This is a genomic window from Nonomuraea sp. NPDC048916 (assembly GCF_040649575.1).
GTDB lineage: Bacteria > Actinomycetota > Actinomycetes > Streptosporangiales > Streptosporangiaceae > Nonomuraea.
Genome location: NZ_JBEZFS010000024.1, coordinates 76,862 through 98,656 on the forward strand (window position 1 = coordinate 76,862; position 21,795 = coordinate 98,656).

Here is a 21,795-nt window from a genome sequence, read left to right on the forward strand (position 1 = left end):
TCGGTAATATGTCACATACCTTTGCGCTTGAGAAGCGCGTTCCCGGTGACGGGACCGGCCGACCAGGCCCATACCATCGATGTCGTGAAGCTATCCACCGACCATCCCCGTGCGCTCGTCCGGCGGCTGTTCTCGTTCTGGGCTCCCACCGCCGCGTCGATGCGGGGCTGGGCGCTGGCGGCCGTGGTGGTCAACGCGGGCATCACGGTGACGGGCGCCGCCGTGCGGGTCACCGGCTCCGGGCTCGGCTGCCCGACCTGGCCGAAGTGCACGCCCGACAGCTTCGTGCCCATCGCGCACCCCGAGGTCTCCCCGATCAACATGGCGGTCGAGTTCGGCAACCGGCTGCTCACCTTCCTGGTGCTCGCCGTGGGGTTCGCCTGCGTGGTCGCCGCCCTGCGGCTGGCCCCGCGCCGCCGGTCCCTGCTCCTGCTCGCCTGGCTGCAGCCGGTGGGCATCGTCGCGCAGGCGCTCTGGGGCGGGCTGGTGGTGCGGACCCTGCTCAACCCGTTCACCGTCAGCATGCACTTCCTGCTGTCGATCGGGCTGATCGCGGCCTGCTGGATGCTCTACCGGCGCGCGTCCGAGGGCGACGGCCCCGCGCGCGAGCTGGTCCACCGCGACGTCCGCCGCCTCGGCCACGTCCTGGTCGCGGCGGTGTTCGTGCTGCTCGTCGCCGGGGTCGTGGTGACCGGCACCGGTCCTCACTCGGGTGACGCGCTGGCCTCGCGGTTCGACCTCGACATCGAGAGCATGGCGCGGCTGCACGCCGACCTCGTCTACCTGGTGGTCGGGCTGACGTTCGCGCTGCTGTTCGCGCTGCGCGTGACCGATGCGCCCCGTCCCGCCCGCCGGGCCGCGCTGGCCCTGCTCGTGATCGAGCTCGCGCAGGGCGTGATCGGCTACACCCAGTACTTCCTGGCCGTCCCCGCCTTCCTGGTGGGGCTGCACGTGCTGGGCTCGACCCTGGTGTGGATCGCCGCGCTGCGCACCGTCACCGCGCTGCGCGGCCGCGGCACTCCGAAAGTCGCGCCCCGCCCCTCCCCCGCCGAAGTGGCCGCCATAACCTGAGCCGCTGTGCCAGGCTATGGGGACATATGTCGGCCACTCCCCCACCGATGCGAGGTGACGTTTGCGGGGATTAGTCCGCCCCTCTCGCACAGCCCTCCGGCGCGCCTACCAGGGTCTGGTGCTGCTCAGCGTGCTCGCCCTGGCGCCGATGACCTGGGCCTGGCTCGGCAGCTCCGGCCATCGGGTGGTCGCCGGCACCGACGGCTGGCTGGCCCGCGTGCCCACCTCGCAGGCCGCCCTGGTGCTCGGCGCCGGCCTGTACGGCGGGCGGCCCACATCCATGCTGGCCAGCAGGCTCGACATCGCCGCCGAGCTGTACCACGCGGGCAAGGTCAGCGCGCTGCTGCTGTCCGGCGACAACGGCCGCGCCGACTACGACGAGCCGACGGCCATGCGCGACCACCTGCGGGCCAGGGGCGTGCCCGACGCGGTGATGGTGCTCGACTACGCCGGATTCGACACCTGGGACTCGTGCGTGCGGGCGCGTGAGGTGTTCGGCGCCGAGCGGGTGACCGTGGTCACGCAGGAGTTCCACCTGCCACGGGCGGTGACGCTGTGCCGTACGGCGGGGCTGGACACGTTCGGGGTGGGCGACGACTCGACCAGGCAGTGGGCCACCACCACCTACGTCTACGCCGCCCGCGAGCTCCTCGCGACCGCCAAGGGCCTCGCCGACGCGCTCGTGCTGCACTCCGACCCGGTCTTCCCGGGCCCGCGCGAGACCTCGCTCACCACGATCCTGGCCCGGAACGCTCAGCCGGGAGCGCCCGGGGCGTAACCCGGCGGCGGCATGCCACGGGCCGCGGCCCGCAGATGGGCGGGCGGGAGCGGGAAGTCGGCCCGCGCGGTGCTCATGCACTCGAGCAGCGCCCGCTGCTCCTCATGGAAGGTCTGCTCGTCGACCATCCGCCGGGCGGCCCGCTCGTGCAGCAGGCCCAGCTCGGTGGCGGCCAGCTGGTAGTCCTTCATCGCCCGCAGACCCCGCTTGCCGCCGTGGGCCTTGGCCCACTGCCTGGCCTGCCGGCGCCGCTGCAACGCCGACAGCATGTGGATGTCGGCCCTGTTGACCAGCTTGGTCGGCTCGTACGGCGGCAGGTAGCGCTGGATGAGGGCGACGATGCGCCGCCGGTCGCGGAACACCACCATGATCAGCACGATGAGCACGACCAGCAGCGCCAGGTAGGCGATCACGAGACCGGGGAACCCGCCGTAGGAGACCAGGCCGTTCCACAGGCCGTGCAGGATCATCGCCCCGACCCAGCCGGCCATGATGTAGAAGACCCGCTCGGGCCCGTGGCGCTGGGCGGCGTAGGCGACGGCCACGCCGATCATCGAGGTGAACAACGGGTGCGCGAAGGGCGACAGGACACCGCGCAGCACCACCGTGACGGCCAGCCCCATCGCGCCCGTCTCGGAGTTGAGGGCGGCGACGTAGTAGCTGACGTTCTCGCTCATGGCGAAGCCGAGGCCGACCATGCTGGCGTAGATGACGCCGTCGGTGGGCCCGTCGAGCTCGGCCCGGCGAAACCTGAGCAGCCCGAGCAGCACCAGGCCCTTCATCGTCTCCTCGACCACGGGCGCGCCGAAGGTGGCGGCGATGTTGCGCGCGCTCGGCTCCGACAGCTTGGCCGTGTCGATGATGTAGTGCAGGTTGAGCGAGTTGATGACGCCCGCGACGAGCACCGCGACGCCCGCTCCCCACGCGAAGGCGAAGACCAGGTTGCTGCGCGGCTCCGGCTCCATGCGGTCGAGCGCGAGCACGGCGGCCAGCAGCAGCGGCACCGGCGCCAGGGCGAGCACGAGCGCGATGAAGAACTGCACCGGCGCGCCGTTGAGCACGTCGAAGGAGAACGAGACGAGCGCGCAGATGCCGGTCGCGACCAGCCCGATGATCAACGTGAACGACGGGCGGTCCTTCAACACCCAGCGTGGATCACGGGACGCCATACGGTGACTGTAACGGATCAAAAAGGCCGTGTCCCATCGAGCCGGCGAGGCCCGGGAGGGCTCACGCGGGGGCGGGCTCAGGCCAGCAGCGGGTCGATCGCCACGGCCAGGAAGAGCAGCGCCAGGTAGGCGTTGGACCAGTGGAAGAAGCGCATCGGGCGCAACGCGACACCGGTCAGGCCGGAGTTGAGGCGCGCCAGCAGGCGGTGCACCTCCCACAGGCACAGGGCGCCCAGCACCGCGGCCACGGCCGGGTAGAACAGCGTGGTGCCCGCGACCGGCCAGAGCGCCAGCGAGCAGAGCACGGTGGCCCAGGTATAGGCGATCGACTCGAGGATGACCCTGCGCTCGGTGGCCACCACCGGCAGCATCGGCACCTCGGCCGCCGCGTAGTCGTCCTTGTAGCGCATGGCCAGGGTCCAGGTGTGCGGCGGTGTCCAGAAGAACACCACGCCGAACAGCACCAGCGGCGCCCAGTCGAGCCGCTCGGTGATGCCCGCCCAGCCGATCAGCACCGGCATGCAGCCGGCGATGCCGCCCCACACGATGTTCTGGGCGGTGCGCCGCTTGAGGATCATCGAGTAGACGAGGACGTAGAACAGGATCGCCCCGGTGGACAGCACGGCGGCCAGCCAGTTGGTGGTCAGCCACAGTCCAAGGGTCGACAAAATTCCGAGCACGACGCCGAAGACGAGCGCGCCCTTCGGTGACACCTGGTGCCGGGCCAGCGGCCGTCGCCTGGTGCGGCGCATCTTCTGGTCGATGTCGCGATCCACGTAGCAGTTGAGCGCGTTGGCGCTGCCCGCCGACAGGGTGCCGAACACCATGACCCAGATAGACGTCCACAGCGGCGGCAGACCCCCCGCGGCGAGGAACATCACCGGAAGGGTCGTGATGAGCAGCAGCTCGATGATCCGCGGCTTGGTGAGCGCGATGTAGGCCTTGACGACCGTGACGATCGTCCGCGGCTCCTCGGCCGCGGTGGCGGGGGCCGTCGTCTGCCTGTTGGTCAGCACCGTCAAGGCGCTTCCAGCACGTGCGGAGTCAACGCGTAACCTCTGAATAGAGCGGATCCGTGGATGGGCGCCGTGACGCCCCTGCGAACAACCAAACTGTAGTCGCAGGGACGGCCGGTCCGGCCAATGGGGGGCTTCGGCCATTCACGGACCTGCATGAGTGGATATGGAATGGATCGCCAGCTCCACTCGGTTAGGGTCCGGTGTGGGCGGGAGATGCCAACCGGCACCACCAATGACAACTAGATTCCGGAGACCGAGCACTTGAGCACCGAACTCGTGCCAGCCCTCGAATGGACCGACCTCGACAAGAGAGCGGTCGACGTCGTTCGAGCCCTGGCGATGGACGCAGTGGAGAAGGCGGGCTCGGGTCATCCCGGCACCGCCATGAGCCTGGCCCCCGCCGCATACCTGTTGTTCCAGCGTACGATGCGTCACGACCCGACCGATCCCACCTGGATCGGGCGTGACCGCTTCGTGCTGTCGTGCGGGCACAGCAGCCTGACGCTGTACATCCAGCTGTTCCTGTCGGGCTACGGCCTCAACCTGGACGATCTGAAGCGGCTGCGCCAGTGGGACAGCGTGACGCCCGGCCATCCGGAGCACGGGCACACGGCCGGCGTGGAGACCACCACGGGGCCGCTCGGCCAGGGCCTCGGCAACGCGGTGGGCATGGCGATGGCGGCCCGCCGTGAGCGCGGCCTGTTCGATCCCGACGCCGCGCCCGGCGCCTCGCCCTTCGACCACCACATCTGGTGCTTCGTCAGCGACGGCGACATCGAGGAGGGCATCAGCCACGAGGTCAGCGCGATGGCCGGCCACCAGAAGCTGGGCAACCTCACCGTCGTCTACGACGACAACCACATCTCGATCGAGGACGACACGCTGATCGCCAAGTCCGAGGACGTGGTCAAGCGTTACGAGGCCTACGGCTGGCACACGCTGAGCGTCGACTGGACCCGGACCGGCGACTACGTCGAGGACGTGGCGGCGCTGCACGCGGCCCTGGAGGAGTCTCGCGCGGAGACCGACAGGCCGACCTTCATCCAGCTGCGCACGATCATCGGCTGGCCCGCGCCCAACAAGCAGAACACCGGCAAGATCCACGGCAGCGCGCTCGGCGCCGACGAGGTCGCCGCCACCAAGACCATCCTCGGGATGGACCCGGCCCTGAGCTTCGAGGTGCCCGGCGACGTGCTCGACCACGCCCGCGACGTCGCGCGGCGCGGCCACGAGGCCCACGCCCAGTGGGAGAAGTCCTACACCGCCTGGCGGCAGGCCAACCCGGAGCGCGCGGCCGAGCTCGACCGCATCTCCCGCCACGAGCTGCCCGGCGGCTGGGCCTCGGCGCTGCCGTCGTTCGAGCCCGGCGCCTCCATCGCCACCCGCAAGGCCTCCGGCGAGGTGCTCAGCGCGCTGGCGCCGGTGCTGCCCGAGCTGTGGGGCGGCTCGGCCGACCTGGCCGACTCCAACAACACCACGATGAAGGGCGAGCCGTCGTTCATCCCGGAGGAATACCAAACCAAGGAGTTCCCCGGCAACCGCTACGGCCGCACCCTGCACTTCGGCATCCGCGAGCACGGCATGGGCGCCATCCTCAACGGCATCGCGCTGCACGGCGGCACCCGCCCCTACGGCGGCACGTTCCTGGTCTTCTCCGACTACATGCGCCCGGCGGTGCGCCTGGCGGCGCTGATGAAGCTGCCGGTCGTCTACGTGTGGACGCACGACTCCATCGGCCTCGGCGAGGACGGCCCGACACACCAGCCGATCGAGCACCTGTGGGCGCTGCGCGCCATCCCCGGCCTCGACGTGGTGCGCCCCGGCGACGCCAACGAGACGGCCCACGCCTGGAAGACGGTGCTGGAGCACAGCGACAGGCCCGCGGCGCTCGCCCTGACCAGGCAGAACCTTCCCGTCTTCGAGGGCACCAGCGCCGACGGCGTGGCCCGCGGCGGCTACATCCTGCACGAGGCGTCCGACGGCCGTCCCCAGGTGATCCTGATCGCCACCGGCAGCGAGGTGGAGCTGGCCGTCAACGCCCGCGAGCTGCTCGAGGCGCAGGGCGTCCCGACGCGCGTCGTGTCGATGCCGTGTGTCGAGTGGTTCCAGGGGCAGGACATCGCGTACAAGCAGACCATCCTGCCTTCGTCGGTCAAGGCCCGGGTCGCGGTCGAGGCGGGGGTCGCGCTGGGCTGGCGCGAGTTCGTCGGCGAGTGCGGCGAGGTGGTCGGCCTCGAACACTTCGGCGCGTCGGCGCCGTACAGAACGCTGTACGAGCAGTTCGGCCTGACGGCCGAGCGCGTGGCGGCGGCGGCCAGGTCCAGCCTGGCCAAGCTGGGCCACGACAAGGGCGAGACGACGGGAAACTGAAAATGAGCGAGATCCTCAACAAGCTCTCCGGCCAGGGTGTGTCCATCTGGCTCGACGACATCAGCCGCGAGCGGCTGCGCACGGGCAACCTCGAGCAGCTGATCCGCGAGAAGAACGTGGTCGGGGTCACCTCCAATCCGACGATCTTCGCCGGGGCGCTCGGCAAGGGCGACGCCTACGACGCGCAGCTGCACGACCTGGCCGTGCGCGGCGTCGACGTGGGCGAGGCGGTGCGCGCCATCACCACCTACGACATCCGGTGGGCGGCCGACGTCCTGCGGCCGGTCTACGACTCCACCGGCGGCACCGACGGGCGGGTCTCTCTGGAGGTCGACCCGCGCCTGGCACGCGACAGCGACAAGACCGTCGCCGAGGCGCGCGCGCTGTGGTGGCTGGTCGACCGGCCCAACCTGTTCATCAAGATCCCGGCGACCCTGGAGGGCCTGCCGGCGATCACCCAGGCCATCAGCGAGGGCATCAGCGTCAACGTCACGCTGATCTTCTCGCTGGAGCGCTACCGCCAGGTCATGGACGCCTGGCTGACCGGCCTGGAGGCCGCGCTGGCCAAGGGCCTCAACCTGGCCACGATCGACTCGGTGGCCTCGTTCTTCGTCAGCCGCGTCGACACCGAGATCGACAAGCGGCTCGACGGGCTGGGCAGGCCCGAGCTGAAGGGCAAGGCGGGCGTCGCCAACGCGCGCCTGGCCTACGCGGCGTTCGAGGACGTGATGAACTCCGAGCGCTGGCAGACGCTGCGCGCCGCGGGCGCCCGCCCGCAGCGCCCGCTGTGGGCCTCGACCGGCGTCAAGAACCCCGACTACCCCGACACCATGTACGTCGACGAGCTGGTCGCCCCCGGCACGGTCAACACCATGCCGGAGAAGACGCTCGACGCGGCCGCCGACCACGGCCAGATCTCGGGCGACACCATCCGCCCCTTCTACGAGCAGGCCTGGAACATCATGGCCCAGCTCAAGGAGGCGGGGGTCGACTACGACGACGTCGTCCGGGTGCTCGAGGACGAGGGTGTGGACAAGTTCGAGGCGTCCTGGAACGAGCTGCTGGAGAGCGTCGCCAAGAACCTGGTCCCTTGATGGATGTCACCTACCGCGAGCAGGAGGTGGCCGACTCGGCCGCCTCCGCCGCGGGGCGGCTCGTCGCCGACGGCGTGCCCGCGCGGCTCGCCGGCGGCGATCCCACGCTGTGGGGCGAGGACACCGCGCCGGTGGCGGCCGCCCGCCTGGGCTGGCTCGCGCTGCCGCGGGTCTCTCGTGAGCTGCTGCCCGAGCTCGGCGCGCTGGTGCGGCGCACCCGCGCCGAGGGGCTGACCACCGTGGTGCTGGCCGGGATGGGCGGCTCGTCGCTCGCGCCCGAGGTGATCTGCGCCTCGGCCGACGTGCCGCTGACCGTCCTCGACACGACCGACCCCGATCAGGTGCGCCGGGCGCTGGCCGAGGGCCTGGACTCCACGGTCCTGGTCGTGGCCGGCACGAGCGGTTCGGCGATCGAGACCGAGGCTCTGCTGCGCGTCTACGAGCGGGCCTTCCGCGACGCGGGCATCGACCCGGTCACGCGCGTCACGGTCGTCACCGACCCCGGCTCCCCGCTGGAGCGGGCGGCGGCCGAGGCCGGCTACCACCTGATCCTGGCCGCGCCCGGCGTGGGGGGCCGCTACTCCGCGCTGTCGGCGTTCGGCCTGGTGCCGAGCGCGCTGGCGGGCGCCGACGCGGGCAGGCTGCTGGACGAGGCCGGCGAGGTGCTGCCACTGCTGTCGAAGGACTCCGGCAACCCCGGGCTCGACCTCGGCGCGGCGCTCGGCGGCGCGGCCCTCGGCGGCCGTGACAGGCTGCTCCTGGACGACCGCCTGTCGGCCGCCACCGGGCTGCCCGACTGGATCGAGCAGCTGGTCGCCGAGTCGACCGGCAAGCGCGGCAGGGGCATCCTGCCCGTCGTCGGCGGTGAGCCGCAGGGCACCGGCGACGAGCTGCTCGTGGCGATCGACGCGGGCGACGGCGACGTGCGGGTCGACGGCCCGCTCGGCGCGCAGTTCCTGGTCTGGGAGTACGCCACGGCCGTCGCCGGGCTGCTGCTCGGCGTCGACCCGTTCGACGAGCCGAACGTCACCGAGTCGAAGGCCGCCACCGGCCGGCTGCTGGCCCTGCCCGAGCTGCCGGTGGGCGAGCCCGCGCTGGTCGACGGGCCCGTCGAGGTCTACGGCCGCACCCGGGCCAAGGACCTGCCCGGCGTGCTGACCGAGCTGCTGCGGTCGGTGCCTGACGACGGCTACCTGGCCGTCATGGCCTACCTCGACCGGCTGGCGGCCTTCGACGCGCCGGTGCCCGAGGGCGCCGACTTCGAGCTGATGACCGACGCGTGGATGGCGGCCGACCCGGCCACGCTGCGCCCGCTGCTGGCCCTGCGCACCGACCGGCCCGTGACGTTCGGGTGGGGACCGCGTTTCCTTCACTCCACCGGGCAGTACCACATGGGAGGGCCGCAGAACGGGGTGTTCCTCCAGGTCACCGGTGCCGTAGCCGACGACGTGGCGGTGCCTGGCAGGCCCTACACCCTGGGCACGCTCCAGCTGGCCCAGGCGCTCGGCGACCTCGACGCGCTGGAGCACCGCGGGCGGCCCGCCGTACGCGTGCATCTGACCGACCGCGCGGCGGGAGTCGCGCACCTGCTCGCAGCCGCACAGGAGGCTTGAGATGACAGACCCGGCAGCGTCCGTGCCCGAGGCCGCGACCATCGCGGCGGCGGTGGCGGCCACCTCCACGACGCTGGAGGTGGAGGCGGCCAACCCGCTGCGCGATCCGCGCGACAAGCGGCTGCCCAGGGTGGCCGGGCCGTGCGTGCTGGTGTTGTTCGGCGTGACGGGAGACCTGGCCAAGCGCAAGCTGCTGCCGGCGATCTACGACTTGGGCAACCGGGGGCTGCTGCCGCCGGGGTTCTCCCTGGTCGGGTTCGCCCGTCGTGACTGGAAGGACCAGGATTTCGCCAGGCTCACGCATGACGCCGTCAAGGCGCACGCCAGGACACCGTTCCGTGAGGAGGTCTGGAAGCAGATCTGCGAGGGCATCCACTTCGTGCCCGGAGAGTTCTCCGACGACGGCGCGTTCGACGCGCTGGCGATGGCCTTGAAGGAGATCGACGAGACCCGCGGCACGGGCGGAAACTATGCGTTCTACCTGTCGGTGCCGCCGAAGTTCTTCCCCGTGGTGGTGGAACAGCTCAAGCGCACCGGCGTGGCCGACGCGCCGCCCGGGTCGTGGCGCCGGGTGGTCATCGAGAAGCCCTTCGGCCACGACCTGAAGTCGGCCCACGAGCTCAACGAGATCACCACGTCGGCCTTCCCCGAGAGCTCGATCTTCCGGATCGACCACTACCTGGGCAAGGAGACGGTCCAGAACATCCTGGCGCTGAGGTTCGCCAACAACCTCTACGAGCCGATCTGGAACCGGAGCTACGTCGACCACGTGCAGATCACCATGGCCGAGGACATCGGCATCGGCGGCCGGGCCGGCTACTACGACGGCATCGGCGCCGCCCGCGACGTGATCCAGAACCACCTGCTCCAGTTGCTCGCGCTGGTGGCCATGGAGGACCCGACGTCCTTCGACGCCTCGGCGCTGCGGCGCGAGAAGGAGAAGGTGCTCAAGGCGGTGCGGCTGCCGGCCGACCTGGTGGCCAACACCGCGCGCGGTCAGTACGCCGCGGGCTGGCAGGGCGGCGAGAAGGTCGTCGGCTACCTGCAGGAGGAGGGCATCCCGGCCGACTCCATCACCGAGACCTACGCGGCCGTCAAGCTGGAGATCGCCAACCGGCGCTGGGCGGGTGTGCCGTTCTACCTGCGCACCGGCAAACGGCTGGGCCGCCGGGTGACCGAGGTGGCCGTGGTGTTCCAGCGGGCGCCGCACCTGCCGTTCTCCAAGGACGACACCGAGATCCTGGGCCAGAACGCCCTGGTCATCCGGGTGCAGCCGGACGAGGGCATCACGGTGCGGTTCGGCTCCAAGGTGCCGGGCACCCAGATGGAGGTGCGCGACGTGTCGATGGACTTCGCCTACGGCGAGTCGTTCATGGAGTCCTCGCCCGAGGCGTACGAGCGGCTGCTGCTGGACGTGATGATCGGCGACCCGCCGCTCTTCCCGCACCAGCGCGAGGTCGAGCTGTCGTGGAAGATCCTCGACCCGATCGAGGACCTGTGGGCCACGCTGGGCCAGCCCGAGCCCTATCCGTCGGGCTCGTGGGGGCCGCCGTCGGCGGACGCCATGATGGCACGCGACGGGCGCGTGTGGAGGAGGCTCTAGTGGGCGAGCGTAGCGAGACAGCGATGAGACACGGCACGGCCGTCGTCAGGAGACCGGCGAAGGAGCGCGCATGACGACCTTCATGCTGGCCGACACGACGGCCGGGAAGATCTCGTCCCAGCTCATGATGCTGCGCCACCAGATGGGCGCGCCCGCCGTCGGCATGGTGCTGACACTGGTCGCGGTCTGCGAGGAGCGTGACCAGTACGACTCGCTGCGCGCGGCCACCGAGGCGGCGCGCGAGCACCCGTCGCGCATCCTCGTGGTGATCAAGCGTGAGACCGACGAGCCGACCCGGCTCGACGCGGAGCTGCGCATCGGCGAGTCCACACCGGGCGAGGTGGTGGTGCTGCGCCTGTACGGCGAGCTGACCCAGCACGCCGACTCGGTGGTCAGCCCGCTGCTGCTGCCCGACACGCCGGTCGTGGCGTGGTGGCCGGGCCCGGCGCCCATGGTGCCGTCCAGTGACCCGATCGGGATGCTGGCCCAGCGGCGCATCACCGACGCCACGGGCGCGGACGGCGACGGCGTCAAGGCGCTGGCGACCAGGGCCAAGGGCTACGCCCCGGGCGACACCGACCTCGCCTGGGCGCGGCTGACGCAGTGGCGCAGCCTGCTCGCGGCGGCCTTCGACCAGCCCGTGGGCAAGGTGCGCAGGGGGGTGGTCGAGGCGTCGCCCGGCAATCCGAGCGCCCCGCTCATGGCGGCCTGGCTGTCGGAGCGCCTCGGCACGCCGATCAAGGTCGCCGACTCGGCCGGTCCCGGGCTCACCTGCGTGCGGCTCAGCACGGCCGACGGGGACCTCTCGGTGGCCAGGAACGACGCCCGGCTGGCGACGCTGTCGCGCCCGGGGCAGCCTGACCGGAACGTCGCGCTGGCCAGGCGGCACACCTCCGAGCTGCTGGCGGAGGAGCTGCGGCGGCTCGACTCCGACGAGATCTACGCGGCGGCGGTCAAGCGGCTGGCCCGCTCGTACAAGCCCTGACCGGGCGCCGATTGCCCGTGAATGATCAACCCGTGAATGTTTTACCGGTGAAAGAGTTGGTCGCGTGAGCGTTCCCACCATTGTCGTCCACCGCGATGCCGACGTGCTGGCCAAGGCCGTGGCCGCGCGGATCATCACCCGGCTGGTCGATGCGCAGTCGGCCACCGGTTCGGCGTCTCTGGTGCTGACCGGGGGCACGGTCGGCATCGCGACGCTGGCCGCGATCGCCGCCACGCCCGCCCGTGACGCGGTCGACTGGCCGCGGCTCGACATCTGGTGGGGCGACGAGCGCTTCCTGCCCTCCGGCGACCCCGAACGCAACGAGACCGGGGCCCGCCGGGCGCTGCTCGACCACGTAGACGTCGATCCGGAGCGGGTGCACGTGATGCTCGGCCCCGACTCGGGCCTGACGGCGGAGGAGGCGGCCGACGCCTACGCCGGCGAGCTGCGCAAGGCGGCCAGGCCGGAGGATCACGGCCCGGCGCCGTCGTTCGACGTGATGCTGCTCGGCATGGGCCCCGACGCGCACGTGGCCTCGCTGTTCCCCGGCATGCCCGCGCTCTACGACACGCGCCCGGTGGTGGCGGTGCACGGCTCACCCAAGCCGCCGCCCACGCGCATCTCGCTGACGCTCCCGGTCATCCAGGCCTCGCGCGAGGTGTGGGTGGTGGCGGCGGGCGAGGAGAAGTCGGGCGCCGTACGACTCGCGCTGTCCGACTCGGGCCCGTTCCAGGTGCCGGCGGCGGGGGCGCGCGGCCGGGGCCGGACGTTGTTCCTGCTGGATCGGGCGGCCGCCGGCAAGATCCCGCCGGGGATGGGCCGCATCGCCTCTCCCTAGCCCGTCGCGACGAGCGCGTCGATCTCGGCCAGGAGCGCCCGCTTGCGGTCCGGGGCCAGGTAGGACGCGGTCACGCCGTTGCGGGCGAACCAGGCCAGCCGCTCCCTGCCGAACCCGAAGACGCGGGCCGCGGTCCGATACTCCTCGGCCAGCGTGGTGGCGAACATGGGCGGGTCGTCGCTGTTGAGCGTCACGAACAGGCCCTGCTCCAGCAGCCGCGGCAGCGGGTGGTCCTCGATGCGGGCGACCTGGCCGGTGCGGACGTTCGAGGTCGGGCAGACGTCCAGCGGGAGCTGCCTCTCGCGCAGGTGGGCCACCAGCCGGTCGTCCTGGAGGCAGGCGATGCCGTGTCCGACGCGCTCGGCGCCGAGCCCGTCGATCACCTCCCAGATCGTCTCGGGACCGGTCATCTCGCCGCCGTGGGGGACGCTGTGGAGCCCCGCGTTGCGGGCCGCGGCGAACGCGTCGCGGAAGACGTCACGGTAGGGCGGGCGCTTTTGCTCGATCCCGCCCAGGCCGAAACCTACCAGCGCGGCGGGAGGTTCCTCCAGCGCGTGGGCCACGGTGACGGCCGCGGCCTCGGCGCCGTACTCGCCGGGGATGTCGAAGATGTAGGCCATCTCGACGCCGTACTCGGCGGGCGAGCGGCGGGCCGCGATGTCCAGCGCCTCGGTCACCTCGCGCATCGGGATGCCGACCAGGTGGTGCGCGTAGGGGGTGACCTGGAGCTCGGCGTAGCGGGCGCCCTGCTCCGACAGGTCGCGGGCCAGGCCGAGCACCAGGGCGGCCACGTCCTCCGGCTCCCTGACCAGGGCGTTGACGGCCGCGTACACCCGCGCGAAGTGGGGGAAGTCGGTGAAGGCGTAGAAGGCGCGCAGCTCCTCCTCGGTGGTGGGCACGTCGCCGTCCGGGTGGCGGCGGGCCAGCTCCAGGACCGTGGTGACGGAGGCGGAGCCGACCAGGTGGACGTGCAGGTCGACCTTGGGCAGCGCGTCGATGAAGGCGTCCAGTGACGGATCGAGGGTCATGGCCCCGACCCTAGGCCGCGCCTTCGCCCTGCCGACAGCAATTGGGCGGAAATCTCACATCAAATTGTTAGCTTCTGTGCGTCAGGGTTCCAGCCGCGCCCGCGCGAGCCGCTCCTCACGCCGGGCCACCTCCAGCCGCTGCTCGGTCTCGCCGAGCTTCCTGCGCGCCTTGGCCAGCTTCTTCTCGATCCTGGCGACCTTCTCGGCGCGTGCGCGCTGCTCCTGGGCGGCCGCGGCCACCGCGTCCCGCCACTCCTCGTAGACGGCCTCGGCCTCCTGCCGCTCCCGCGCCCGGCGCTCCTCGGCCTCCTGCCTGGCTCTGGCCGCCGCGACCTCGTCCTCGGCGCCGGGCTTCCTCTTCCTGGCCGCGGGCCCGCCCCGGGGGACGGGAGCCGGGGCGAAGCCGCTGTAGCTGAGCGGCTTGACCAGGCGGCCCCGCCGCACCTGGTCGGCCGCCTCGGCGTCCACCACGGCCGCGTCGAGCGTCTGGTCCACCTCGGCGGCGGCCGCGGACGACAGGCCGGCGCCCTCCTGGACCAGGCGGCTCACCCTGCCGGTGATGACGCCGCGCCGCCGGGTGAGCTCGGCCAGCGCGTCGGCGTCGTGTTCCTCCCACGCGGCTCGCAGCTCCCGTCCCAGGTCGAACAGCTCCTGGAGCTCGCCGGGGTGCCGGCGGGCGGCCCGGTTCAGCGCCCAGGCCGAGACCGTGGGCTTGCGCAGCCCGGCTATGTCGCGGGCCAGCCGCGTCTCGCCGGCGTCCTTGGCTGCGCGAGCCTCGGCCGCACGGGCGGCGGTGAACTCCGGCGGCGGGAGCGCGTAGAGCCGGTCGGCCACCTCGTCAAGATCCACACTGGTGAGATACCCCACATTCGCCGTTTTGTAGCGCATAGTGGGTGCAGGCCATTCGAACGGAGGCCGCACGTGTTCGAGCGCTTCACCGACCGCGCCCGCAGGGTCGTCGTCCTCGCCCAGGAGGAGGCCCGGACGATGAACCACGTGCACATCGGCACCGAGCACCTCCTGCTCGGCCTCCTCCACCAGGGCGAAGGGGTGGCCGGCACGACCCTGAAGAGCCTGGGCGTGGACCTGGCCGGCGTGCGCGCCTACGTCGAACGCGAGGCGGGACACGGCGACGAGGGACCGGGCGACCACATCCCGTTCACCCCGCGGGCCAAGAAGGTGCTGGAGCTCTCGCTGCGCGAGGCGCTGCAACTGCGGCACAACTACATCGGCACCGAGCACATCCTGCTGGGGCTGCTCCGCGAGGGCGAGGGACTCGCCGCCCGGGCGCTGACCGACGCCGGCGCCGACCTCGCGGAGGTGCGCCACCGCGTGATCGAGCGCGTGGGCCGCCACAGCGACAAGCCGGGCGACATCTTCCTCACCGGCGGCTCGATGGTGGCCGAGCGGCTCGCGCAGATCCAGGAAAGCCTCGACCGCATCGAGCGCCACCTCGGCATCCGGCGGCCGGCCGGACCGCGCGCCCCGGAGGGGGACGAGTCAGGCTGACGCCAGCGCGCCGACGGGCAGCCGGGCCTCCAGCACGCCGGGGTCCTCGGTGTGGCCGATCGTGGCGCCCAGCGAGCTCAGCAGCCTGCGCATGCGTACGTTGTCGGACAGCATCGAGGCCTTGACCTCGGCGTAACCGAGGTCGCGCGCCTCCCTCACCAGCATCCTGGCCAGCGCCCTGCCCAGACCGCGCCCCTGCCAGCGGTCCTCGACCAGGAAGGCCATCTCGGCGATGCCCGGATCCGGGGTGAACATCAGGTTGACCATCGCGACCACCTGCCCGTCGTGCCCGGCGACCAGGGACTGGCCGCGGCTGCGGTCGCAGAGCCGGTCGAACATGCGCGGCGGGAGTGTCGGCATCGAGGTGAAGTAGCGGAACCTGCGCGCCTCAGGCGAGCACCGGTCGTGCAGGTCTCGCACGGACTCGCGGTAGATCGTGGTGAGCGGGCGGACGGTGACCTCCGCGCCGTCGTCCAGCTTGACCGAACGCTCGGCGCCCGCCCGCTCCACCGGCGGCTGCGCGAGCCTGGCGAAGGAGGCCGCCCTGGCGGCCTCGGTCAGCGTGAACGGCAGCTCCACGCGGCGCAGGCGCACGGCGCGCCTGGCCGCCACGGGCACGATGAGCTGGGTCGGATCGGGCAGGTCACTCACGGCTTCACCATAGATCCACCGCGCGTCGTCCGCGCGCAGCAGCTCGGCCAGCAGCTCGGGCAGCCGCCACGGCATGGACCTCAGCCTGGAGGCCAGCAGCAGGGCGCGGGTCGGCTCGTCGGTCAGCTCGTGGGCGGTGGCGGGGACGACCTGCACCCTGCGCCCGCCCGCCGCCTCCAGCGCCTCACGAACGGTCTCGGGGGTCGCGGGGATGTCGGCGACGAACTCGTCGACGGTGCCGTCGGCGTCGGACTGGACGCTCAGGCCGAGAATGTTGCCGCCCCGTGCGGCCAGGGCGGCGGCGAGGGAGGCGAGCCGTCCGGGCCGCTCGTCAACCGTGGTGCGGATGCGCAAGAATCCCATGCGAAGAGCATGCCGGGGCGCTGTTACACAGCCGCTACCGTCGCGTTTCGTGTAGCAATATAAGTGGCTAAAACGTGTATATGTCTCTTCGTCCGGATTGACCGACGGTGAGGGGCTTCTTCCCGGCCGTACGGTCCACCCGATGCCCCCGCTCCCCCGGCGCCGGACCGCAGCGACCCTCCGACCGTGCCCTGACGGCCACGGCGAACACCTCTAGACAGGAGACCGATGGACATCCTCTTCCGGGGCGGCCGCGCCTTCACCCCGACGGGCGGCTTCGCCGAGGCCGTGCTGGTCCGCGACGGCCTGATCGCCGCCGTGGGCGACGAGCGGGAGCTGGCACGGCTGGCTCCGGCGCACGAGAGCGTCGACCTGGCGGGCGGGCTGCTGGTGCCGGGGTTCACCGACGCGCACGTCCACCCGGTGCAGGCCGGGCTGGAGCGCGCCAAGTGCGACTTGTCGGAAATTTACGGACTCGACGCGTACATAGAGAAGATCGCGGACTATGCGGCGAAAAATCCTGAGAAAGAGTGGATCGATGGCGGCGGCTGGGACATGTCGGCGTTCCCGGGTGGGCTGCCGCACCGGACCCAGCTCGACTTCGCCGGCCGGCCCGTCTACCTGATCCAGCGCGACCACCACGCCGCCTGGGTCAACACCCGCGCGCTCGAACTGGCCGGGATCACCCGCGACACCCCCGACCCGGCCGACGGCCGCATCGAGCGCGACCCCGACGGCGCTCCCAGCGGCGTGCTGCACGAGGGCGCGATGGACCTGGTGGGGCTGCTCACCCCCCGCCCCACGGCCGCCGACCTGGACGCGGCGCTGGCGGAGGCCGAGCGCCACCTGTTCTCGCTGGGTGTCACCGGCTGGCAGGACGCCATCGTGGGCTCCTACGCGGGCTCCGACGACCAGTTGCCCACCTACCTGTCCGCGGCCGGCTCAGGCAGGCTCAGGGCGCGCGTGGTGGGGGCGCTGTGGTGGGACAGGACCCGCGGCCTCGACCAGATCGAGGAGCTCGTCGCCCGGCGCGCCTCGGCCGAGGGGCTCGACCGGTTCGCGGCCACCTCGGTGAAGATCATGCAGGACGGCATCACCGAGAACTTCACGGCCGCCACGCTGGAGCCCTACTGCCGGTGCGGCGGCACCGGCCTGTCCTACGTGGACCCGGCCAAGCTCAAGGAGTACGTCGCCGAGCTCGACCGGCTCGGCTTCCAGGTGCACTTCCACGCGATCGGCGAGCGGGCGGTGCGCGAGGCGCTCGACAGCTTCGAGGGCACCGACCCGGCCAACCGGCACCACATCGCCCACCTGCAGATCATCGAGCCGTCCGACCTGCCGCGCTTCGCCGCCCTCGGCGTCACGGCCAACCTGCAGCCGCTGTGGGCCACCCACCACGCCCAGATGGACGAGCTGACGCTGCCGTACCTCGGCGAGCCGCGCTCGTCCTGGCAGTATCCGTTCGCCGGCCTGCTGTCCCACGGCACCAGGTTCTGCGCGGGCAGCGACTGGCCGGTGTCGAGCGCCGACCCGCTGCAGGGCCTGCACGTGGCGGTCAACCGCACCGAGCCGGGAGGTTCGGTGCACGCCGGCTACCCGACCGCGCAGACGGCCTTCCTGCCCGGCCAGCGCATCGACCTGGCGACCGCGCTGAGCGCCTACACGGCGGGCTCGGCGTGGATCAACCGCTCGCCGGCCGGCGCCATCGAGCCGGGCCGCCCGGCCGACCTCGTCGTGCTCGACCGCGACCCGTTCGCGCTGCCCGCCAAGGACATCTGGACCACCGAGGTCGCCATGACGTTCGTCGACGGCGAACCCGTCTACCGGCGTCCGGGCGCGTAGCGCACGCGAGAGGCCCCGGCACACCGCCGGGGCCTCTCGGTCGACCGTCCTACCAGGGGGACTTGGTGTTGCGCAGGCGCTCGAGCGCCTCCTCGAGGATCGCCTTGCCGTCCTTGTCGCTCCTGCGCTCCTTCACGTAAGCCAGATGCGTCTTGTACGGCTCGTTCTTGGGCGGGGCAGGCGGGGCCTGCTCGTCCTGTCCGGCCGGGAGGCCACAACGCGGGCAGTCCCACATCTCGGGAACCGCCGCGTCACTGGCGAAACTGGGACGCGTCTCATGCATGTTGGCGCACCAGAACGAGACCCGCACTCTCGGAGCTGCCTCGCCGCGCTCGGCCTCCCCCATCGGGCCGGCGCCGACACGGCTGCCACGGATCGCGTTGCCACTACCCACGGATGAACTCCTCGCTCGATCGCCCCGCACGAGGCGGGGAGAGAATCACTGTCACGCGTCAGACGGCTCAGGGCCTCACCAGCAGGCCGAGAGCGATGATGCAGATGAACCAGATCACGCCCGTGATGACCGTCAGCCGGTCGAGGTTGCGCTCCACCACGGAGGAACCTCCGAAGTTCGACGAGAAGCCACCGCCGAACATGTCAGACAGCCCGCCACCCTTGCCCTTGTGGAGCAGGACGAGCAGGATCATGAGAAGGCTCGCCAGGATGAGGGCGATGGAGATTCCGAGTTCCACGGTATGCCTGTTCCTTCAATGCTCTATGACGCGCGACGATTCAAACTTGCTTCTAGAGGGTACGGCCTGCTGTCAAGTCGCACCCTCCGAACGACTCAGTTAGCCGGGCATATCGGAAAACCGGCAGATCTTGACGAACTCACCGGCGTCGATGCTGGCACCGCCTACGAGTGCGCCGTCGACATCGGGTTGAGCCATGATGCCGGCGATGTTGCCTGACTTGACCGATCCTCCGTAAAGGATACGTACCCTTGAGGCCACTTCGGGGTCGTACAGCTCAGCGAGTCTCTCTCGCAGAGCCGCGCCGACCTCCTGGGCGTCCTCGGGGGTGGCCACCTCGCCGGTGCCGATCGCCCACACGGGCTCGTAGGCCACCACCGTCGATTGTGCCTGCTGGGCCGAGACCTTGCGCAACGCGCCCTCGAGCTGGGCCACCGTGTGCGCCACCTGCTCGCCCGCCCGGCGCACCGCCAGCCCCTCGCCCACGCACAGGATGGGAGTGAGGGAGTGCCGATAGGCCGCCTGCACCTTGAGATTGACGACGTCGTCGTCCTCGTGATGATACTGCCGCCGCTCCGAGTGGCCGACCACCACGTAGGTGCAGCCGAGCTTGGCCAGCATGGCGCCGGAGATCTCACCGGTGTAGGCCCCGGCGTCGTGCTCGGACAGGTCCTGCGCGCCGTAGACGACGCGCAGCTTGTCGCCGTCGACCAGCGTCTGCACGCTGCGCAGATCGGTGTACGGCGGCAGGACCGCGACCTCAGCCCTGTCGAAGTCCTTGTCGGTGAACGCGAAGGCCAGTTTCTGGACCAGCGCGATCGCCTCGAGGTGGTTGAGGTTCATCTTCCAGTTGCCGGCGATGAGCGGCTTTCGCACGTCAATCCTCCAGGGCGGCGAGTCCGGGGAGGGTCTTGCCCTCAAGGTATTCGAGGCTTGCCCCGCCACCGGTCGAGATGTGGGAGAAGCCGTCTTCGGGCAGGCCCAGCTTGCGCACGGCCGCCGCGGAGTCGCCGCCGCCGACCACGGTGAACGCCTCGGAGCCGATCAGCGCCTCGGCCACCGCGCGGGTGCCGCCGGCGAACTCGTCGAACTCGAACACGCCCATGGGGCCGTTCCAGAAGACGGTGCGGGCGTCGGCCAGCTTGGACGCGAACAACTCGCGGGTCCGGGGGCCGATGTCGAGCCCCTGCCGGTCGGCCGGGATCGCGTCGGCCTCGACCACGTCATAGGGCGCGTCCTCGGCGAAGTGGGTGGCGGCCAGCACGTCGACCGGCAGCACCAGGTCGACGCCCCGCTTGGCGGCCTCGTTGAGGAAGCCCCGCACCTGGTCGAGCTGGTCGTCCTGGAGCAGCGAGCCGCCGACCTCGTAGCCCTGGGCCTTGAGGAAGGTGTAGGCCATGCCGCCGCCGATGAGCAGCCGGTCGACCTTGGTCAGCAGGTTGGCGATGACGCCGAGCTTGTCGGAGACCTTCGCGCCGCCGAGCACGACCACGTAGGGCCGCTCGGTGGCCTCGGTGAGCCTGCGCAGCACCTCGACCTCGGCCACGACCAGCCCGCCCGCGGCGTGCGGCAGCAGCCGGGGCACGTCGTAGACGCTGGCGTGCTTGCGGTGCACGGCCCCGAACCCGTCGCCGACGTACAGCTCGGCGAGCCCCGCCAGCTCGGCGGCGAACGCCTCGCGCGTCGCGTCGTCCTTGGACTCCTCGCCCGGCTCGTACCTGAGGTTCTCCAGCAGGGCGACCTGCCCCTCCTGGAGCTCCTCGACAGTGCTCCGGGCGCTCGGGCCGGCCACGTCGGTGGCGAAGGCCACGTCCTGGCCGAGCAGCTCGCCGAGGCGCCGGGCCACCGGCCGCAGCGAGAACTCGGGCTTCACCTGCCCCTTGGGACGGCCCAGGTGGGCGCAGACGATGACCTTCGCGCCCCGGCCGGCCAGGGCCCGGATCGTCGGCACCGACGCGCGGATGCGCCCGTCGTCGGTGATCGTCTCACCGTCGAGGGGGACGTTGAGGTCGGCGCGCACGAGCACCCGCCGCCCTTTCACGTCGAGATCGTCAAGGGTGCGCAACTGTGCTCCTTCGTGCGTCATCGCCGCGGCGCGACCCCGCCCGCACACCTGGTGCCGGGCTTCGCCGCGGATCCACCTGCTTCGTCACAGGTCGGCGCCCACCAGCTCGATGAGGTCGACGAGGCGGTTGGAGTAGCCCCACTCGTTGTCGTACCAGCCGACGACCTTGACCTGGTTGCCGATGGCCTTGGTCAGGCCGGCGTCGAAGATGCAGGAGGCCGGGTCGGTGACGATGTCGGAGGAGACGATCTCGTCCTCGGTGTAGGAGATGATGCCCTTGAGCGGGCCTTCGGCAGCGGCCCTCACCGCGGCGTTGACCTCCTCGGCCGTGACCTCGCGGCCGAGGTCGACGGTGAGGTCGGTGGCCGAGCCGGTGGGGATCGGCACCCGCATCGCGAAGCCGTCGAGCTTGCCCTTGAGCTCGGGCAGCACCAGGCCGATGGCCTTGGCGGCGCCGGTGGAGGTGGGCACCACGTTGAGCGCGGCGGCGCGGGCGCGGCGCAGGTCCTTGTGCGGGCCGTCCTGGAGGTTCTGGTCCTGCGTGTAGGCGTGGATCGTGGTCATCAGACCCTTTTCGATGGTGAAGGTGTCGTGGAGCACCTTCGCCATCGGCGCCAGGCAGTTGGTGGTGCAGGACGCGTTGGAGATGATCGTGTCGGTGGCCGGGTCGTAGGAGCCCTGGTTGACACCCATCACGATCGTGATGTCTTCGTTCTTGGCCGGGGCCGAGATGATGACCTTCTTGGCGCCGTTCTCGGCGTGCACCCTGGCCTTGTTGGCGTCGGTGAACAGGCCGGTCGACTCGACCACCACGTCGACACCGAGGTCGCCCCAGGGCAGCTTGGCCGGGTCACGCTCTTCGAAGACCTTGATCGCCTTGCCGTCGACGGTGATCTCGTCGCTGGACGCCTTCACCTCGTAGGGCAGGCGGCCGAGGATGCTGTCGTACTTCAGCAGATGGGCGAGCGTCGCGTTGTCGGTCAGGTCGTTGACCGCGACGATCTCGATGTCTTTACCGCTGGCGGCGACAGCACGCCAGAAGTTGCGACCGATACGGCCGAAGCCGTTGACGCCTACGCGGATGCTCACGGAAACCGATCTCCTC

Annotated in this window: 19 protein-coding genes and 1 pseudogene; 10 read left to right on the forward strand and 10 right to left on the reverse strand. The window is 71.2% G+C overall.

All coding sequences use genetic code 11. The annotated features are described in order from the left end of the window. Positions 1-84: 84 nt before the first annotated feature. Together AB0C16_RS25700 and AB0C16_RS25705 are read left to right on the forward strand one after the other, a co-directional pair. Complete coding sequence (locus AB0C16_RS25700) at positions 85-1,071, forward strand: COX15/CtaA family protein (RefSeq protein WP_357686461.1); 987 nt, start codon at positions 85-87, stop codon at positions 1,069-1,071. Positions 1,072-1,132: 61 nt separating this feature from the next. Further along, positions 1,133-1,849, forward strand: coding sequence for an ElyC/SanA/YdcF family protein (locus tag AB0C16_RS25705; protein ID WP_357686462.1), 717 nt, complete (start codon positions 1,133-1,135; stop codon positions 1,847-1,849). Here AB0C16_RS25705 and AB0C16_RS25710 read toward each other — a convergent pair. Both AB0C16_RS25710 and AB0C16_RS25715 read right to left on the reverse strand, forming a co-directional pair. After that, complete coding sequence (locus tag AB0C16_RS25710; protein WP_357686463.1) at positions 1,825-3,018, reverse strand: PrsW family intramembrane metalloprotease; 1,194 nt, start codon at positions 3,016-3,018, stop codon at positions 1,825-1,827. The genes AB0C16_RS25705 and AB0C16_RS25710 overlap by 25 nt on opposite strands. A gap of 77 nt (positions 3,019-3,095) precedes the next feature. After that, positions 3,096-4,040 carry a heme o synthase gene (locus tag AB0C16_RS25715; RefSeq protein WP_357686464.1) on the reverse strand — a complete coding sequence of 315 codons (945 nt, stop codon included), beginning with the start codon at positions 4,038-4,040 and terminating at the stop codon, positions 3,096-3,098. Positions 4,041-4,376: 336 nt separating this feature from the next. Between AB0C16_RS25715 and tkt the strand changes: the two genes are divergently transcribed. The 6 genes from tkt (at position 4,377) to pgl (ending at position 12,540) form a co-directional block, all read left to right on the forward strand. Next, positions 4,377-6,407 (forward strand): transketolase, encoded by a 2,031-nt coding sequence (gene tkt / locus AB0C16_RS25720; protein WP_357686485.1) that lies wholly within the window; start codon positions 4,377-4,379, stop codon positions 6,405-6,407. Positions 6,408-6,409: 2 nt separating this feature from the next. Next, a complete protein-coding gene (gene tal, locus AB0C16_RS25725; RefSeq protein WP_357686465.1) occupies positions 6,410-7,501 on the forward strand; it encodes a transaldolase in 1,092 nt (363 codons plus the stop codon). After that, on the forward strand, positions 7,501-9,114 hold the full coding sequence (locus AB0C16_RS25730) for a glucose-6-phosphate isomerase (RefSeq protein ID WP_357686466.1): 1,614 nt from the start codon (positions 7,501-7,503) through the stop codon (positions 9,112-9,114). Before tal ends, AB0C16_RS25730 begins: the two co-directional genes overlap by 1 nt. 1 nt (position 9,115) lies before the next feature. Further along, positions 9,116-10,717 carry a glucose-6-phosphate dehydrogenase gene (gene zwf / locus AB0C16_RS25735; RefSeq protein ID WP_357686467.1) on the forward strand — a complete coding sequence of 534 codons (1,602 nt, stop codon included), beginning with the start codon at positions 9,116-9,118 and terminating at the stop codon, positions 10,715-10,717. A 70-nt stretch (positions 10,718-10,787) separates the two neighbouring features. Continuing rightward, on the forward strand, positions 10,788-11,702 hold the full coding sequence (locus AB0C16_RS25740; protein WP_357686468.1) for a glucose-6-phosphate dehydrogenase assembly protein OpcA: 915 nt from the start codon (positions 10,788-10,790) through the stop codon (positions 11,700-11,702). A 64-nt stretch (positions 11,703-11,766) separates the two neighbouring features. After that, positions 11,767-12,540 carry a 6-phosphogluconolactonase gene (pgl, locus tag AB0C16_RS25745; RefSeq protein ID WP_357686469.1) on the forward strand — a complete coding sequence of 258 codons (774 nt, stop codon included), beginning with the start codon at positions 11,767-11,769 and terminating at the stop codon, positions 12,538-12,540. Here pgl and add read toward each other — a convergent pair. Continuing rightward, complete coding sequence (gene add, locus AB0C16_RS25750) at positions 12,537-13,568, reverse strand: adenosine deaminase (protein WP_357686470.1); 1,032 nt, start codon at positions 13,566-13,568, stop codon at positions 12,537-12,539. The two genes, pgl and add, sit on opposite strands and share 4 nt — an antisense overlap. Positions 13,569-13,649: 81 nt before the next feature. Continuing rightward, positions 13,650-14,417, reverse strand: coding sequence for a hypothetical protein (locus AB0C16_RS25755; RefSeq protein WP_357686471.1), 768 nt, complete (start codon positions 14,415-14,417; stop codon positions 13,650-13,652). Between the two features lie 72 nt (positions 14,418-14,489). Between AB0C16_RS25755 and AB0C16_RS25760 the strand changes: the two are divergent. Beyond that, positions 14,490-14,909: pseudogene (locus AB0C16_RS25760) on the forward strand (Clp protease N-terminal domain-containing protein); the annotation flags it as partial. 159 nt (positions 14,910-15,068) lie between these two features. Here AB0C16_RS25760 and AB0C16_RS25765 read toward each other — a convergent pair. Next, positions 15,069-16,091: a GNAT family N-acetyltransferase gene (locus AB0C16_RS25765; RefSeq protein WP_357686472.1), complete on the reverse strand. Its 1,023-nt coding sequence runs from the start codon at positions 16,089-16,091 to the stop codon at positions 15,069-15,071. Between the two features lie 228 nt (positions 16,092-16,319). Between AB0C16_RS25765 and AB0C16_RS25770 the strand changes: the two genes are divergently transcribed. Beyond that, positions 16,320-17,933 carry an amidohydrolase gene (locus AB0C16_RS25770; protein ID WP_357686473.1) on the forward strand — a complete coding sequence of 538 codons (1,614 nt, stop codon included), beginning with the start codon at positions 16,320-16,322 and terminating at the stop codon, positions 17,931-17,933. Positions 17,934-17,982: 49 nt separating this feature from the next. Here the strand turns inward: AB0C16_RS25770 and AB0C16_RS25775 are convergent, their stop codons facing one another. From AB0C16_RS25775 to gap, 5 genes are all read right to left on the reverse strand, one after another. Beyond that, positions 17,983-18,327, reverse strand: a complete 345-nt coding sequence (locus AB0C16_RS25775) for an RNA polymerase-binding protein RbpA (RefSeq protein WP_113703949.1) — start codon at positions 18,325-18,327, stop codon at positions 17,983-17,985. Positions 18,328-18,394: 67 nt separating this feature from the next. After that, positions 18,395-18,625, reverse strand: coding sequence for a preprotein translocase subunit SecG (gene secG / locus AB0C16_RS25780; RefSeq protein ID WP_357686474.1), 231 nt, complete (start codon positions 18,623-18,625; stop codon positions 18,395-18,397). A 99-nt stretch (positions 18,626-18,724) separates the two neighbouring features. Beyond that, entirely contained in the window at positions 18,725-19,507 is a 783-nt protein-coding gene (gene tpiA / locus AB0C16_RS25785; protein ID WP_357686486.1) for a triose-phosphate isomerase, read from the reverse strand. Then, a complete protein-coding gene (locus AB0C16_RS25790) occupies positions 19,503-20,690 on the reverse strand; it encodes a phosphoglycerate kinase (RefSeq protein ID WP_357686475.1) in 1,188 nt (395 codons plus the stop codon). Before AB0C16_RS25790 ends, tpiA begins: the two co-directional genes overlap by 5 nt. An 84-nt stretch (positions 20,691-20,774) precedes the next feature. Beyond that, positions 20,775-21,779, reverse strand: a complete 1,005-nt coding sequence (gene gap / locus AB0C16_RS25795; protein WP_357686476.1) for a type I glyceraldehyde-3-phosphate dehydrogenase — start codon at positions 21,777-21,779, stop codon at positions 20,775-20,777. Positions 21,780-21,795 lie beyond the last annotated feature (16 nt).

Excerpts from the sequence above, each read along its gene's own strand:
- add (WP_357686470.1), bottom strand. The coding sequence starts at position 13,568 with ATGACCCTCGATCCGTCACTGGACGCCTTCATCGACGCGCTGCCCAAG.
- AB0C16_RS25770 (WP_357686473.1), top strand. The coding sequence starts at position 16,320 with ATGGACATCCTCTTCCGGGGCGGCCGCGCCTTCACCCCGACGGGCGGC.
- AB0C16_RS25710 (WP_357686463.1), bottom strand. The coding sequence starts at position 3,018 with ATGGCGTCCCGTGATCCACGCTGGGTGTTGAAGGACCGCCCGTCGTTC.
- zwf (WP_357686467.1), top strand. The coding sequence starts at position 9,116 with ATGACAGACCCGGCAGCGTCCGTGCCCGAGGCCGCGACCATCGCGGCG.
- AB0C16_RS25740 (WP_357686468.1), top strand. The coding sequence starts at position 10,788 with ATGACGACCTTCATGCTGGCCGACACGACGGCCGGGAAGATCTCGTCC.
- AB0C16_RS25765 (WP_357686472.1), bottom strand. The coding sequence starts at position 16,091 with ATGGGATTCTTGCGCATCCGCACCACGGTTGACGAGCGGCCCGGACGG.
- tal (WP_357686465.1), top strand. The coding sequence starts at position 6,410 with ATGAGCGAGATCCTCAACAAGCTCTCCGGCCAGGGTGTGTCCATCTGG.
- AB0C16_RS25730 (WP_357686466.1), top strand. The coding sequence starts at position 7,501 with ATGGATGTCACCTACCGCGAGCAGGAGGTGGCCGACTCGGCCGCCTCC.
- tkt (WP_357686485.1), top strand. The coding sequence starts at position 4,377 with ATGGACGCAGTGGAGAAGGCGGGCTCGGGTCATCCCGGCACCGCCATG.